This is a genomic window from Bordetella sputigena, assembly GCF_965137885.1.
GTDB classification, from domain to species: Bacteria; Pseudomonadota; Gammaproteobacteria; order Burkholderiales; family Burkholderiaceae_B; genus Bordetella_C; species Bordetella_C sputigena.
Genome location: NZ_CBCSCA010000002.1, coordinates 385,070 through 400,451 on the forward strand (window position 1 = coordinate 385,070; position 15,382 = coordinate 400,451).

At 65.2% G+C, this 15,382-nt stretch carries 10 protein-coding genes; 1 reads left to right on the top strand and 9 read right to left on the bottom strand.

Translation table 11 applies throughout. From position 1 onward, the window contains the following. Nucleotides 1–64 precede the first annotated feature (64 nt). The 3 genes from guaA to fusA form a co-directional block, all read right to left on the bottom strand. Nucleotides 65–1,657, bottom strand: coding sequence for a glutamine-hydrolyzing GMP synthase (gene guaA, locus ACNA0R_RS04940; RefSeq protein ID WP_415824829.1), 1,593 nt, complete (start codon nucleotides 1,655–1,657; stop codon nucleotides 65–67). An 84-nt stretch (nucleotides 1,658–1,741) separates the two neighbouring features. Next, nucleotides 1,742–3,202: an IMP dehydrogenase gene (gene guaB, locus ACNA0R_RS04945; protein WP_415824830.1), complete on the bottom strand. Its 1,461-nt coding sequence runs from the start codon at nucleotides 3,200–3,202 to the stop codon at nucleotides 1,742–1,744. A gap of 221 nt (nucleotides 3,203–3,423) precedes the next feature. After that, nucleotides 3,424–5,532 carry an elongation factor G gene (fusA, locus tag ACNA0R_RS04950; RefSeq protein WP_415824831.1) on the bottom strand — a complete coding sequence of 703 codons (2,109 nt, stop codon included), beginning with the start codon at nucleotides 5,530–5,532 and terminating at the stop codon, nucleotides 3,424–3,426. Between the two features lie 277 nt (nucleotides 5,533–5,809). On the opposite strand from fusA, the gene ACNA0R_RS04955 reads away from it, so the two are divergent. Then, complete coding sequence (locus ACNA0R_RS04955; RefSeq protein WP_415824832.1) at nucleotides 5,810–6,670, top strand: class I SAM-dependent methyltransferase; 861 nt, start codon at nucleotides 5,810–5,812, stop codon at nucleotides 6,668–6,670. Between the two features lie 43 nt (nucleotides 6,671–6,713). On the opposite strand, the gene ACNA0R_RS04960 is transcribed toward ACNA0R_RS04955, so the two are convergent. From ACNA0R_RS04960 to ACNA0R_RS04985, 6 genes are all read right to left on the bottom strand, one after another. After that, nucleotides 6,714–7,256 (bottom strand): DUF1415 domain-containing protein, encoded by a 543-nt coding sequence (locus tag ACNA0R_RS04960; protein ID WP_415824833.1) that lies wholly within the window; start codon nucleotides 7,254–7,256, stop codon nucleotides 6,714–6,716. Between the two features lie 10 nt (nucleotides 7,257–7,266). Continuing rightward, nucleotides 7,267–8,739 (bottom strand): M20 family metallopeptidase, encoded by a 1,473-nt coding sequence (locus ACNA0R_RS04965; RefSeq protein ID WP_415824834.1) that lies wholly within the window; start codon nucleotides 8,737–8,739, stop codon nucleotides 7,267–7,269. A gap of 81 nt (nucleotides 8,740–8,820) precedes the next feature. Further along, nucleotides 8,821–12,858 (bottom strand): phosphoribosylformylglycinamidine synthase, encoded by a 4,038-nt coding sequence (gene purL, locus ACNA0R_RS04970; RefSeq protein WP_415824835.1) that lies wholly within the window; start codon nucleotides 12,856–12,858, stop codon nucleotides 8,821–8,823. Between the two features lie 65 nt (nucleotides 12,859–12,923). Further along, nucleotides 12,924–13,481, bottom strand: a complete 558-nt coding sequence (greB, locus tag ACNA0R_RS04975) for a transcription elongation factor GreB (RefSeq protein ID WP_415824836.1) — start codon at nucleotides 13,479–13,481, stop codon at nucleotides 12,924–12,926. Nucleotides 13,482–13,518: 37 nt separating this feature from the next. Beyond that, complete coding sequence (locus ACNA0R_RS04980) at nucleotides 13,519–14,367, bottom strand: 3',5'-nucleoside bisphosphate phosphatase (RefSeq protein ID WP_415824837.1); 849 nt, start codon at nucleotides 14,365–14,367, stop codon at nucleotides 13,519–13,521. Nucleotides 14,368–14,398: 31 nt separating this feature from the next. Beyond that, the gene (locus tag ACNA0R_RS04985) at nucleotides 14,399–15,328 is read right to left on the bottom strand and encodes an alpha/beta fold hydrolase (RefSeq protein ID WP_415824838.1); all 930 of its coding nucleotides are present in this window, start codon (nucleotides 15,326–15,328) and stop codon (nucleotides 14,399–14,401) included. Between the last annotated feature and the right edge of the window lie 54 nt (nucleotides 15,329–15,382).

A 15,382-nucleotide genomic window follows, 5' to 3' on the forward strand; every position in this document is an offset into this window, starting at 1 on the left:
TTAGGCTTGGGTCACGATAATGAAGGACGCTTCACAATCGGCGCCCGCATTAAGAAGGACCTTTTCACTCCCACTCAATCGTCGCAGGCGGCTTGCTGCTCACGTCATACACCACCCGATTTATCCCCCGCACCTCATTAATAATCCGCCCGCTGACCTTCGCCAGCAAGGGATACGGCAATGGCGCCCAATCCGCCGTCATGAAGTCGGAAGTCTGCACCGCGCGCAGCGCGACGACATAGTCGTATGTCCGCCCATCGCCCATCACGCCTACCGACTTCACCGGCAGGAAGACCGCGAAAGCCTGCGACGTCAGGTCGTACCAGGACTTCCCGCTGACCGGATCCAGCGTGCTACGCAGTTCTTCGATGAAAATCGCATCCGCGCGACGCAGCAGATCGGCGTATTCGGTCTTCACCTCGCCCAGGATACGTACACCCAGCCCAGGCCCAGGGAACGGATGGCGATACACCATCGAATGCGGCAGTCCCAGCGCCACGCCCAATTCGCGCACTTCGTCCTTGAACAGTTCGCGCAGCGGCTCCAGCAGCTTCAGGTTCAGCGTTTCCGGCAGCCCGCCCACGTTATGGTGCGATTTGATCGCCACGGCCTTGCCGGTCTTGGCGCCGGCCGACTCGATCACGTCGGGATAGATCGTGCCTTGCGCGAGCCACTTGGCCGCCTTCAGCTTACCGGCTTCCGCCTGGAATACCTCGACAAACTCACGGCCAATGATCTTGCGCTTGGCCTCGGGATCCGACACGCCGGCCAGCTTGCCCATGAACTGTGCGCTGGCATCGATATGCAGAATCTTGACGCCCATGTTTTCGGCGAAGGTCTGCATGACCTGCTTGCCTTCGTCCAGGCGCAGCAGGCCGTGGTCGACAAATACGCAGGTCAGCTGGTCGCCGATCGCCTTGTGGATCAAGGCCGCGGCCACGGACGAATCAACGCCGCCGGACAGGCCCAGGATGACCTCGTCATCACCGACCTGCTCGCGAATGCGCTGCACGGCTTCGGAGACGTAGTCGGGCATGTTCCAGTCGCCCTGGCAGCCGCAGATGTCGCGAACGAAGCGTTCCAGCAGCGCCTTGCCCTGGATGGTGTGGGTGACTTCGGGGTGAAACTGCACGCCATAGAAGCCGCGCTCTTCGTCGGCCATGCCGGCGATGGGGCAGGACGGCGTGGAGGCCATCAATTTGAAGCCCGGAGGCAGCTGGGTCACCTTGTCGCCATGGCTCATCCAGACCTTCAGCATGCCGTAGCCTTCCGGCGTGGTGAAGTCCTCGATGTCGGTCAGCAGGCGCGTGTGGCCGTGCGCACGGACTTCGGCGTAGCCGAATTCGCGGTGATCCGACCATTCCACCTTGCCGCCCAGTTGCTGCGCCATGCTTTGCATGCCGTAGCAGATGCCCAGCACGGGCACGCCGACCTCGAAGACCGAATGCGGCACGCGCAGCGAGCCTTCTTCATAGGCCGAGGCATGGCTGCCGGACAGGATGATGCCCTTCAGACCCTGCGATCGCTGTTCGCGCACGAAATCGTCGCCGACGTCGCCGGGATGGATCTCGCAGTACACGCCTGTTTCGCGCACGCGGCGAGCGATCAGTTGGGTGACCTGTGAACCGTAATCGAGGATAAGGATGCGCTGGTGCATGGTTGGCTCTGAATAGAAAAGCGCACCGGCGGGAAGCTGGGGCTTCCTCCGGTGCGCGGATGCTGCATGGCGGTGCGCCGTATCTTAATCGGCGCGGTAGTTCGGCGCTTCCTTGGTGATCTGCACGTCGTGGACATGCGATTCGCGGAAACCCGCTGACGTGATCTGCACGAACTGGGTCTTGGTGCGCATCTCGTCGATGGTGGCGCAACCGCAGTAGCCCATGGAGGCGCGCACGCCGCCGGCCAGTTGGTAGATGATCTGCAGGACGCTGCCCTTGTAGGGGACGCGGCCTTCGATGCCTTCCGGCACCAGCTTGTCGGCGTTGTTCGCGGGATCTTGGAAATAGCGGTCGGCCGAACCGTCGGCCATCGCGCCCAGGCTGCCCATGCCGCGATAGGACTTGTACGAACGGCCCTGGAACAAAACGACTTCTCCTGGGGCTTCTTCGGTACCGGCGAACATGCCGCCCATCATGCAGGCGAAGGCGCCGGCCGACAGGGCCTTGGCGACGTCGCCCGAGTAGCGGATACCACCGTCGGCGATCAGCGGAACGCCCGTGCCTTCCAGCGCCTTGGCGACGTCCGAAATGGCGGTGATCTGCGGTACGCCGACTCCGGCGACGACGCGGGTGGTGCAGATGGAGCCGGGACCGATCCCGACCTTGACGCCGTCCGCGCCGTATTCGAGCAGCGCCCGGGCGGCTTCGGCGGTGGCGATGTTGCCGCCAATGACGTCGACCTTGGGATAGTTCTTCTTGACCCAGCGCACGCCTTCCAGCACGCCCTGGGAATGTCCGTGGGCGGTATCGACGATGATGACATCGACGCCGGCGGCGACGAGTTTTTCGACGCGCTCTTCGGTACCGGCCCCGACGCCGACCGCGGCGCCGACGCGCAACTGGCCGAGGGCATCCTTGTTGGCCTGGGGATGCGCGGTGTTCTTGACGATGTCCTTGACGGTGGCCAGGCCGCGCAATTCAAACGCGTCGTTGACGATCAGGACGCGCTCCAGGCGATGCTTGTGCATCAGGTGCTGGGCTTCGTCCAGCGTGGCGCCTTCGCGCATGGTGACCAGGCGTTCCTGCGGCGTCATGACGGTGCGCAGGGGTTCGTCCAGACGGGTTTCGAAACGCAGGTCGCGGTTGGTGACGATGCCGACCACCTTGCGCCCTTCCACCACCGGCAGGCCGGAGATGCCATGCTGCTTCTGCAGGGCGATGGCGTCGCGCACCTTCATCTGCGGGGTAACGGTGATCGGGTCGATCACGATGCCGAATTCGTGCCGCTTGACGCGGGCGACTTCCCGGGCCTGCTCAGCCGCCGTCAGGTTCTTATGGATGATGCCTATCCCGCCTTCCTGGGCCATGGCAATGGCCAGGCGCGACTCCGTCACGGTATCCATGGCGGCGGACACGAGCGGAATATTCAGGGTGATGTTGCGAGTGAGGCGGGTGGCCAGCGACGTGTCGCGCGGCAGCACCTGGGAGAACGCGGGCACCAACAGAACGTCGTCGAAGGTGAGCGCGGTTTGGATGAGACGCATGGGAAACTCCGGGCGCAAAGCAAGATTATACGCTTTCCGTCTGGAATTTCTAGGTGTAACCCCTAACGCGCGGCGGCATGCCGTTATACGGCCGGGGCATCCGCGCAACAGTGCGCGGCATGGCTAAAAGCGGCTGAAGCAAGGCGCCGGACCAGCGGCCTGGCCGACGCCCCGTGGCAGGCGGGCACCCTGGCCGGGCGCCCCTGGCCGGGCGCCCCCCCTTACTTGCCGCCCTTGCTCGCCATCACTTCCTCGGCGATCTGGCGCGGTACTTCGGCGTAGTGCTTGAACTCCATGGTGTACGTCGCCCGGCCCTGGGTCAGGGAGCGCAGCGTCGTGGAGTAGCCGAACATCTCGGACAGCGGGACCTCGGCGCGCACCAGCTTGCCGCCGCCGCCGGCGATGTCATCCATGCCCTGCACCATGCCGCGCCGCGACGACAGGTCGCCCATGACGTTGCCCATGAAGTCCTCGGGGGTTTCCACTTCGACGTGCATCATCGGTTCCAGCAGCACCGGCTTGGCGCGCCGCATGGCTTCCTTGAAGGCCATCGAGCCCGCCATGCGGAAGGCGTTTTCGTTGGAGTCCACGTCGTGGTACGAACCGAAGGTCAGCGTGACTTTGATGTCGACCACCGGGTAGCCCGCCAGGATGCCGGACTTCATGGTGTCCTGGATACCCTTGTCGACCGCGGGGATGTACTCCCGCGGAATGACGCCGCCCTTGATGGCGTCGACGAATTCATAGCCCTTGCCGGCTTCGTTCGGCTCCAGCGTGATGACCGCATGGCCGTACTGGCCGCGGCCGCCGGACTGCTTGACGAACTTGCCCTCGACGTCCGTGGCGGTGCCGCGCACGGTTTCCCGATACGCGACCTGCGGCTTGCCCACCGTGGCCTCGACGCCGAATTCGCGCTTCATCCGGTCGATCAGGATCTCCAGGTGCAATTCGCCCATGCCGGAAATAATGGTCTGGCCGGATTCCTCGTCGGTATGGACGCGGAACGACGGGTCTTCCTGAGCCAGGCGGTTCAGGGCGACGCCCATCTTCTCCTGGTCGGCCTGGGTCTTGGGCTCCACCGCCTGCGAGATCACGGGCTCGGGGAAGACCATTTTTTCCAGGACGATGGCCTGCACCGGATCACACAGCGTGTCGCCGGTCGTAACGTCCTTCAAGCCCACCGCCGCGGCGATATCGCCCGCGCGCACTTCCTTGATTTCCTTGCGCTCGTTGGCGTGCATCTGCAGCAGCCGGCCCAGGCGCTCTTTCTTGCCTTTGCTGGAAACCAGCACGGTGTCGCCGGAATTCACCACGCCGGAATAGACGCGGAAGAACACCAGCTGGCCGACGAAGGGGTCGGTCATGATCTTGAAGGCCAGGGCCGAGAACTTTTCATCGTCGGCGGGATGGCGTTCGATTTCCTTGTCATTGTCGTCGTGGCCCTTGATGGCGGGCACGTCGACCGGCGACGGCAGGTAATCGATGACGGCGTCCAGCATGGCTTGCACGCCCTTGTTCTTGAAGGCGCTGCCGCACAGCATGGGGACGATTTCGTTGGCGATGGTGCGCGCGCGCAGGCCCTGCTTGATTTCCTGTTCGGTCAGCGTTTCGCCGCCCAGGTATTTGTCCAGCAGGGTTTCGTTGGCTTCGGCGGCTGCCTCGACCATCTTGTCGTGCCATTCCTGGGCCTGTTCGCGCAGCTCCGCCGGGATGTCGGCGTATTGGAACTTGACACCCTGGCTGGCGTCGTCCCAGATAATGGCCTGCATCTTGACCAGGTCGATCACACCCTGGAAGTGATCTTCGGCGCCGACCGGAATCTGGATCGGCACGGCCACGCCCTTCAGGCGTTCGCCGATCTGACGCTGCACGCGGAAGAAGTCCGCGCCGATGCGGTCCATCTTGTTGACGAACGCGATGCGCGGGACCTTGTATTTGTTGGCCTGGCGCCAGACGGTTTCGGACTGCGGCTGCACGCCGCCCACCGAGTCGTACACCATGCAGGCGCCATCGAGCACGCGCATGGAACGCTCGACTTCAATGGTGAAGTCCACGTGTCCCGGGGTGTCGATGATGTTGATGCGGTGTTCCGGATAGTTGCCCGCCATGCCGCGCCAGAACGCGGTGGTGGCGGCCGACGTAATGGTGATGCCGCGCTCCTGCTCCTGCTCCATCCAATCCATGGTGGCGGCGCCGTCGTGCACTTCGCCTATTTTGTGGTTCACCCCGGTATAGAAAAGAATGCGCTCGGTGGTCGTGGTCTTGCCAGCGTCGATGTGAGCGCTGATACCGATGTTGCGGTAATTCTCGATAGGGGTCTTGCGAGGCACGATTTTCTCCAAGGATGGGACCGTCCGCGGCCGGCCGGTGCCGGCGATGCGCGGCGGGCCCGGGGCGCCGGGCGCCGCGTCCGGGTAGCGCTACAACACTACGCGCGCGGAACTCCGCCCGCTATATTCGCCTTGCCCTAAGGAAAGCGCAAGCGACCGGAGAGGCCAAGTAAATGGGGCGTATCACCGGTTTTTCAAAGTTGCGTCCCTATTATTACCCGCGCAGTAAAATGATCGTCTGCCGACGCTCGACGCCGGCCCGTTTTTCCGCCGCAACATGTCCAATACCCACGAAATCCGCCCCGGCCAGTCCATCGAACTGCTGAAGGAACTGCACATCCTGACGCGCGACGGCAAGATGAACCAGGACAGCCGGCGCAAGCTCAAGCAGGTGTACCACCTGTTCCAGTTCATCGAGCCGCTGCTCAAGAATCTGAAGGAAGACGGCCGCGATGTTTCGCTGGTCGATCACGGGGCGGGCAAGTCATACCTGGGCTTTATCCTGTATGACCTGTTTTTCAAGGATCTGCACGACCGGTCGCACATCTACGGCATCGAAACGCGCGAGGCGCTGGTGCTGCACACGCGCGAACTGGCGCAGAGGCTGGGCTTCGCCGAAGGCATGTCCTTCCTGAACCTCTCGGTGGCGGACGCGACGGAGTCCACCGAGCTTCCGGCCACGGTGGATATCGTGACGGCACTGCATGCCTGCGACACGGCAACGGATGACGCCATCCGCTTTGCCCTGCGCAAGCAGGCGCGCTACATCGTCGTCGTGCCCTGTTGCCAGGCGGAAGTTGCTTCGGTGCTGAGGCAGAACAAGAAGAACGTCATGGGCGACCCGCTGTCGGAGATCTGGCGGCACCCGCTGCACACCCGCGAGTTCGGCAGCCAGGTGACCAATGTGCTGCGCTGCCTGCAGCTGGAAGCGCATGGCTACCAGGTCAGCGTGACGGAACTGGTGGGCTGGGAACACTCGATGAAGAACGAGCTGATCATCGCCCAGCGCAAGAATCCGCCGCAGCGCCGCGCGGCGGAGCGCTTGAATGCCATGCTGGAACGCATCGGCCTGCAGGAGCTGAAGGACCGGTTCTTCGCACCCGAGGCGCTGGCCGGCGCCGCAACGCAATCGGCCTGAGCGTCCGCATCGGCCTGTCGGCACCGATGCCGGCCGCCCAGCCCTATTGGCCCGTCATCAGCCTGCGCCAGCCTTCCCATCCCAGCCTGCGCATGGTTTCCTGATTGCGCTCGTAGATATCGTCCGGATCGGGGTAGGTGTCCACCGCGCGGGCGATACTGTCTTCGCGCAGCAGGTGCAGGATGGGATACGGCGACCGGTTGGTGCAGTTTTCTATATCGTCCGGATCGGTATCCGCGAACTGGTAATCCGGATGGAAGCTGGCGACCTGCAGAACGCCGCGCAGGCGCAGGCGCTTGAGCAGGCGATCGGCCTGCGTCAGGAATTCGTTGTATTCGCCGAAATCCTGCAAGGCCGACGGCAGGATGAGCAGCGTCGTGTCGATGCGTTCGGGATCGCTGTCGGCCAGCAGGCGCAGTTCGCTTTCGAGATCGGCGGCAACGCCGGCCACGTCGGTGGCCGGGCTGGCGACATAGCGTATCTGTCCCTTCACGTGCACGGCCTTGGCGAAGGGACAGAGGTTCAGGCCGATGACGGCGCGCGTCAGCCAGGCCTGGGTGGCGGCAATGACGGTATCCGCGGACACCAGCGCCGCCTCAGGCCGCCGGCATGGCGGCGATGGTTTGCGCCACCGCGGCGGTCAGCTTCTTGCCGTACGGGACATGCAGAAACTCGTTCGGCCCGTGCGCGTTCGACTTGGGCCCCAGCACGCCGCAGACCATGAACTGCGCCTTGGGAAAGCCCTGCTGCAAAGTGTTCATCAGCGGAATGGTCCCGCCTTGGCCGATATAGCCGCAGGGCGCGCCGTAGTACTGCCGGGACGCCGCATCCAACGCGGCGCTCAGCCATGGCTGCGAAGCGGGGGCGTTCCAGCCGGTGGCCTGCCCTTCGCTGGGCTTGAAAATAACCTTGGCGTTGTACGGCGCGTCGCGTTCCAGCAGGGACTTCAGTTCCTGCGCGGCCGCGACCGCATCGACCAGCGGCGGCAGGCGCAGCGACAGCTTGAACGCGGTGCGCGGACGCAGCACGTTGCCCGCGTTGGAAAGCGGCGGCAGGCCATCGGCGCCCGTGACCGACAGCGTCGGCCGCCAGGTGCGGTTCAACAAGGCCTCTTCCGGCTCGGTCGTCATGGGCAGCACGAAACCGCCGTCGGCGCCGCAGCTCCAGGGGAAGCGGCGCCAGACTTCGTCGCCCAGGATTTTGGCCGTCGCATGGACCTGCTCGATCCGTTCCGCCGGGATCTCGCAGTGGAAGCTTTGCGGCAGCAGGCGGCCGGTCGCACTGTCTTCCAGGCGGTCCAGCAGATGACGCAGGATGCGGAAGCTGGAAGGCACCACACCGCTGGAGTCACCGGAATGGACGCCTTCGTCCAGCACCTGCACTTCCAGCGTGCCCGACACCATGCCGCGCAGCGACGTCGTCATCCAGAGTTGATCGTAGTTGCCCGCGCCGGAATCCAGGCACACCACCAGCGCGACATTGCCCAGCCGGTCGCGCAAGGCGTCCACATAGGGCAGCAGGTCGTAGCTGCCGGATTCCTCACAGGTCTCGACGATGCCGACGCAACGCGGCCGCGGAACGCCCTGCTTGTCCAGCGCCAGGATGGCGGTCAGCGAGGCATAAATGGCATAACCGTCATCGGCGCCGCCCCGGCCGTAGAGCTTGCCGTCTTCATACTTTGGCGTCCAGGGCCCCAGGCCGGCGCGCCAGCCGGAAAACTCGGGCTGCTTGTCCAGGTGACCGTACAGCAGCACGGTGTCGCCGTTGTCGGCGCGCGTGGCCGGCGCGTCGAAGAAAATCACCGGCGTGCGGCCGGGCAGGCGCACGACCTCCAGCTTCAAGCCGCTGACTTTCTGTGCTTCCACCCATTGGGCGGCGTCGCGCACGACGCGCTCGATATAGGCGTTGGCTTCCCAGTCGGCATCGAAGGCGGGACTCTTGGCGGGGATGGCGATGTAGTCGGTCAGTGCCGGCAGGATCTCGTTATCCCATTTCTGGTCGACATAGGCCTGCAGGGCCTGCGGATCGATGGGACCGGAATGCGCGGAATCGGGGACTCGTGCGTTCATGGAATTTCCTTGAAATGGATTGCCGCCTGCCGATGGCGGCGGGTCGTATCGCGAGCCCTGCCGCCACCTGTACAGCGAGTTTTACTTCATCCAGACGCGGGCATTGCGGAAAGCCCGCATCCAAGGACTGAACGCGCCGCCGCTGTCGCGCTCGCCCCATTTTTCCGGCGCCCAGGACATCATGACGTTACGGGTCACCCGCTCCGGGTGCGGCATGATGGCCGTGAAACGGCCGTCCGGCGTGGTGACCGACGTGATGCCGCCGGGACTGCCATTGGGGTTGTAGGGATAGGTCTCGGTATGGGCGCCACGGTTGTCGACAAAGCGTGCCGCCACGATGGTCTGCGACGGGTCGCCCTGGCGCGCATAGTTCGCGTAGCCTTCGCCGTGCGCCACCGCGACGGGCGTGCGCGTCCCCGCCATGCCGGCGAAGAAAATCGAAGGCGATTCGGCAATCTCCACCATGGCCAGGCGCGCCTCGTACTTTTCCGACAGGTTGCGCGTGAAGCGCGGCCAGGCCTGCGCGCCGGGGATCATGCTGGCCAGGGCGGCGAACATCTGCGCGCCGTTGCAGACGCCCAGGCCGAAGGTGTCCTGGCGGCCAAAGAAGGCGGCGAACTGGTCGGCCAGCTGGTTATTGAAGCGGATGGTACGGGCCCAGCCTTCGCCGGCACCCAGCACGTCGCCATAACTGAAACCGCCCACGGCCACCATGCCGTTGACGGTACGCAGGTCGACACGGCCGGTCAGCAGATCCGTCATATGTACGTCGACCGCGTCGAAGCCGGCGGTGTCGAACGCCCAGGCCATCTCCACCTGGCTGTTGCAGCCCTGCTCGCGCAGGATGGCAACACGCGGGCGCTTGCCGGTGGCGATGTAAGGCGCCGCCACGTCTTCCTGCGGATCGAAGGTGACCAGCGGCGAAAAACCGGGGTCTTCCTTGTCCTGCCAGACGTCGAATTCGGCCTGCGCGCAGGCGGGATTGTCGCGTCGCGCCATGATGCGATAGCTGGTTTCGCTCCAGGCACGGCCCAGTTCGGCGCGCGGCTGGCCCCAGATCTTGCGTCCGTCGCGATAGAACTCGACCTCATCGCTGTCGTTCAGGCCGCCGATGACATGGGCGAACTTGGACAGGCCGGCACCGCGCAGCACCTGCATGACGGCGTCGCGCTGGGCGGCCGGCACCTGGATGACCGCGCCCGCCTCTTCCGAGAACAAGGCCTTGAGCGTCAGTTCCTCGCGCTGTACCGCTACCTGCTCGGGACGGATCTTGTAATCGCCCCAATCGGCCGAGTTGGCGTCGAAGGTCAGCATGTCCAGGTTGACCGACACGCCGGTATGACCGGCGAAAGCCATTTCGCAAATCGTGGCGAACAGGCCGCCATCGGAGCGGTCGTGGTAGGCCAGCAACGTACCGGCCTCGGCCAGCGTGCGTATGGTGATGAAGAAGGCGCGCAAGTCCTGCGGCACATCGATGTCCGGCGCTTCCGTACCGACCTGGCTGTACACCTGGGCCAGGATGGATCCGCCCATGCGATGCAGGCCGCGACCCAGATCGATCATGATCAATACGGTGTCGCCCGCGTCGGTGCGCAGGCGCGGCGTCAGGCTTGCGCGCGCGTCCGCAACCGGCGCGAAGGCCGTGACGATCAGCGAGACCGGTGCGACGACCTGGCGCTGTTCGCCGTCCTGCGACCAGGAGGTCTTCATGGACAGCGAATCCTTGCCCACCGGAATCGACAGGCCGACCGTCTGGCACAGTTCGCTGACCGCGGATACCGTGTCGTACAACGCGGCATCCTGGCCGGCCACGCCGCAGGCGGCCATCCAGTTGGCCGAGAGTTTGATGTGCTCGACCTGCCGCACGTCGGCGGCCGCCAGATTGGTGAGCGCTTCCGCCACCGCCATGCGACCGGACGCCGGCGCATTGATCATGGCGATAGGCGTGCGTTCACCCATCGCCATGGCTTCGCCGCGGAAACCTTCATAGTCGGACAGGGTGACCGCGCAATCGGCAACGGGCACCTGCCAGGGACCGACCATCTGGTCGCGCGCCGACAGGCCGCCCACGTTGCGGTCGCCGATGGTGATCAGGAACGTCTTGTTGGCCACCGTGGGATGACGCAACACGCGATAAGCGGCCTCGGTCAGGTCGATGCCCGCCAGATCCAGCGGCTCCGCCACGCCGGGCAGGCGCCGTACGTCGCGCGTCATGCGCGGGGGCTTGCCCAGGATCACATCGATGGGCACGTCCACCGGACGCACCGGCCCCGCCGCTTCACCTTGCGGGTCCACGCCAGGCAGGCCTTCGCCCTGCACCACGCGCAGTTGCCGTTCTTCCGTAGCGACACCGACGACCGCATAGGGGCAGCGCTCGCGCTTCGCGATTTCGTCGAAGCGCGCCAGATCGTCCGGCATGATGGCCAGGACGTAGCGCTCCTGCGATTCATTGCTCCAGATCTCGGCGGGCGACATGCCGGATTCTTCCACCGGCACGCGCTTCAGATCGAACACCGCGCCACGGCCGGCGTCGTTGACGAGTTCCGGGAAGGCATTGGACAGGCCGCCGGCGCCGACGTCATGGATGGCCAGGATGGGATTGTCGTCGCCCTGCTGCCAGCAGCGATCGATGACCTCCTGCGCGCGCCGCTCGATTTCCGGGTTGCCGCGCTGGACCGAATCGAAATCCAGGTCGGCGCTATTGCTGCCGACGCCCATGCTGGAGGCTGCGCCGCCGCCCATCCCGATGCGCAGGCCGGGACCGCCCAGCTGTATCAGCAAAGCGCCGGGCGGGATCTTTTCCTTGTGCGTCAGGCCGCCGTCGATGCTGCCCAGGCCGCCGGCGATCATGATGGGCTTGTGATAGCCCCACCGCGTGCCGCCGGCGGTCTGCTCGAAAGTCCGGAAGTAGCCCAGCAGATTGGGCCGCCCGAATTCGTTATTGAAGGCCGCGCCGCCCAGAGGACCATCGATCATGATGGACAGCGGCGACGCGATGCGATCCGGCAAGCCGTGATGATCGGATTCCCAGGGTTGCGGCGCGTCGTCGAAACGCAGGTGCGACACGGTGAAGCCCGTCAGGCCGGCCTTGGGTTTGGAGCCTCGGCCGGTGGCGCCTTCATCGCGGATTTCCCCGCCCGCGCCGGTGGAGGCGCCGGGGAACGGCGCAATCGCGGTGGGATGGTTATGCGTTTCCACCTTCATCAGGGTATGGACGACGGCTTCGCGGCGCCGGTACGTAAGCGCGTCCGCCGATGTACCGGCGACGTCCGCGTGGAAGCGCTGGGCCGTTCCGCCTTCCATAATGGCGGCGTTGTCGGAGTACGCCACCACGGTGCCGCCCGGCTGGGCGGCGTGGGTGGCGCGGATCATGCCGAACAGCGTCTTGTCCTGCGCCTGGCCGTCTATGACCCATTGCGCATTGAAAATCTTGTGGCGGCAGTGTTCGCTATTGGCCTGGGCGAACATCATCAGCTCGACGTCGGTAGGGTCGCGCTCCAGGCGGGTGAAGGCTTCCGCCAGGTAGTCGATTTCGTCGTCGGAAAGCGCGAGGCCCAGCGTGGTATTCGCCTGTTCCAATGCGGCGCGTCCTTGCGCCAGCACCGGTACGGTGCGCATGGGCCGGCCTTCCACCGCGGCGAACAGGGCCTGCCCGTCGAACTGCACGTCGACGACGGTTTCGACCATGCGGTCGTGCAGGCAGGCGGCCGCGCGCGCGAGCATGGCATCGTCGAACGATTTGGCGCCCAGCAGCCCACGTTCGGGAGTCAGCAGATAGCGCACCCCGCGTTCGATCCGCCGCACGCCGGCGAATCCGCAGTTATGCGCGATATCCGTGGCCTTGCTGGCCCACGGCGAGATCGTGCCCAGCCGCGGAATGACCCGCAGCACCATCGCCTTGGCGGGTTCCGCGCCTTCGTAGGGGTCGCCGTAATCCAGCAGATCGGCCAGCCTTTGCTGGTCCGCCGCGGACAATGGTGCATCGCACAGCACGAAATGCTCGTAGCGGGCCGAAATATCCGCGACGGGCAGCCCGGCCTGCTTCAATTGGGCGAGCAGCCGCTCGCGGCGAAAGGTGGACAGGACAGACGAGCCGGGAAGGTACTGAACGATGGACACGATGCGGGCGCCGTAGGAGGAAGGGCAAAAACCGGATTTTACCCGTTACGGCCGCAACTTCCGCCTCAGCCGGCGTCCGGATAATGCACTTCCAGGATGTCCAGGGTTTCCACCCCGCCCGGCGTGCGCAGCGTCACCGTGTCCCCTTCCCTGGCCTTGAGCAGCGCCCGGGCCACCGGGGATATCCAGCTGATCCTGCCGGCCAGCGGCTCGGCCTCGTCCACGCCGACGATGGTTACCTCATGTTCCTGCCCGGCCTTGTCCATGTACAGGACCCTGGCGCCGAAAAACACCTGGTCGCGGTTGGGCTGGATTGCCGGATCGACGACTTCCGCAATATCCAGCCGCCGCGTCAGGAAGCGCATGCGGCGGTCGATCTCGCGCAAGCGCTTCTTGCCATACAGGTAATCGCCGTTTTCCGAGCGGTCGCCATTGGAGGCGGCCCAGGATACGACCTGGACGACGGACGGCCGCTCCACATTCATCAGATGGGCCAGTTCGTCGCGCAGCCGCGCATAGCCCTGCGGCGTAATGTAGTTGCGCGTCCCCGGCGGCAGCGCCTGCGCCTGCGGGATATCGTCGTCCTCGTCCTGATCGGACTCTTTCACAAATGCTTTGTTCATGGCGAATGGGATGCCTGGATCGCTACGCGGACCGCGGTCAGAACCAGTCGTGCCAGACCGGCTTCAGATCGGCGGGCAGCGGGGGCAGCCTGCCGAGATCGACCCGGCTTTCATGGGGACTGTGGAAATCCGAACCTCGCGAAGCCAGCAACGAGCGCTCCCGGGCCACGTCGGCATAACGGCGGCATTCGTCGGCGTTATGGCTGCCGGTGGTGACTTCGACGCCTTCGCCGCCCAAAGCCTGGAATTCATCGAACAGTGCGGTGAACTGCAGGGGCGTGTACTTGTAGCGTCCGGGGTGCGCGACCACGGCGCGGCCGCCGGCATCATGGATCCAGCCGACGGCATCGGCCAGCGAGGCCCACTGGATGGCCACCTGCGCAGGACTATCGTCGCCCAGATACTTATTGAAGACAGTCTGGACGTCAGGGCAATAACCGGCTTCGACCAGGTAACGCGCGAAATGCGTACGGCTGATCAGTTCCGGATTGCCGGCGAAGGGCAAGGCGCCTTCGAAGGCGCCCGGCATGCCCAATTGCGCCAGTTTTTCGCCTATGCGGCGGGCGCGGTCGGACCGCCCGGAGCGAGTGCGGCGCAAGCCTTCGTGCAGCCCCTGGTGCAGCGGATCGAAGCCCAGACCGACGATATGCACCGTCTGGGCGGCCCAGGTCACGGAAATCTCGACCCCGGTGACGAAGCGCATCCCTGCTTCCCGCGCGGCGTCGGCGGCTTCGGCCAGGCCGCCCACCTCATCGTGGTCGGTCAGCGCCCAGACGTCCACGCCGTTGGCGCGCGCGCGCAACGCCACGTCGCGTGGCGACAGCACGCCATCGGAAACAGTGGAATGGCAATGCAGATCAACGTTGGATGCGGATGAGAGTCCCATGGCCGTATTGTAGGCGGCCGGCCATGGCGTGTCAGTCTACTCCGCGCAGAAAAGCGGCAACGGGCTGGATCTGGCTATCGTCCATCAGGGTCGGCGCATGGCCCACGTCCGGCACTTCGACGACGCGCGCCCTGGGGTTGCGGCGGGCCATTTCGCGCGCGGTATCCTGGCGCAGCAGGTCCGAATGCTGGCCGCGCAGGACCAGGATGGGGCAATCGATCGCCTCGTAGGAATGCCAGAGCAGTTGCTCGCCGGCCGCCAGGGACGCCTCGTCCTGTACCGCGAACGGCGCGGCCAGGCCCAGGTCGTAGTGCTTGACCCAACGGTCGCCACGCCGCAGGAATACGTGAGCGGCAAGCTCGCGCCACTGCTCATCCGTATGGTGGCCGAACGCCGCCGACACCTGGCGCAAATAGGCAACGGCATCGTCGAAACTGCCGAATTCCTGGCCCTGTCCCACATATTGGCCGATGCGCGCCAGGGCGTCGGGCGCCAGGCGCGGCCCGACGTCGTTCAGAACTATCTTGTCGAGCCGCAATCCGGCGCCTTCGAGCGGGCCGCCGCCTGCCTGCCCCACGGCGCGTGCCCGGGCGGACAAGGCGGCGGAGCCGGCCAGGATCATGCCGATCAAGCCGCCCATCGACGTGCCTATCCAATGCAGCGTGGCCGGGCGCAGCCGCGCAATCAAGGTCACCATGTCGCCGACGTACTGAGGCACGGTGTAAAAGGCCGGATTCAACAGCCAATCGGAAGCGCCCCGCCCCACCACGTCGGGGCAAACCACGCGATATTCGCCGGATAGCCGCCGCGCCAGCGTGTCGAAGTCGCGCCCGGTACGCGTCAAGCCATGCACGCACAGCAGCACCTTGTCGTTGTCGGCGTCGCCCCATTCCCAGTACGCCATGCGATGCAGGCCGGCCGGGCTGGCGCAGGTAACGAAGTCGAGGCGGGGATTCTGCATGAGAGCTCCGGGCGGGTGGGGATGGAAACCATGTTATCCCAGGCCATGGACCTG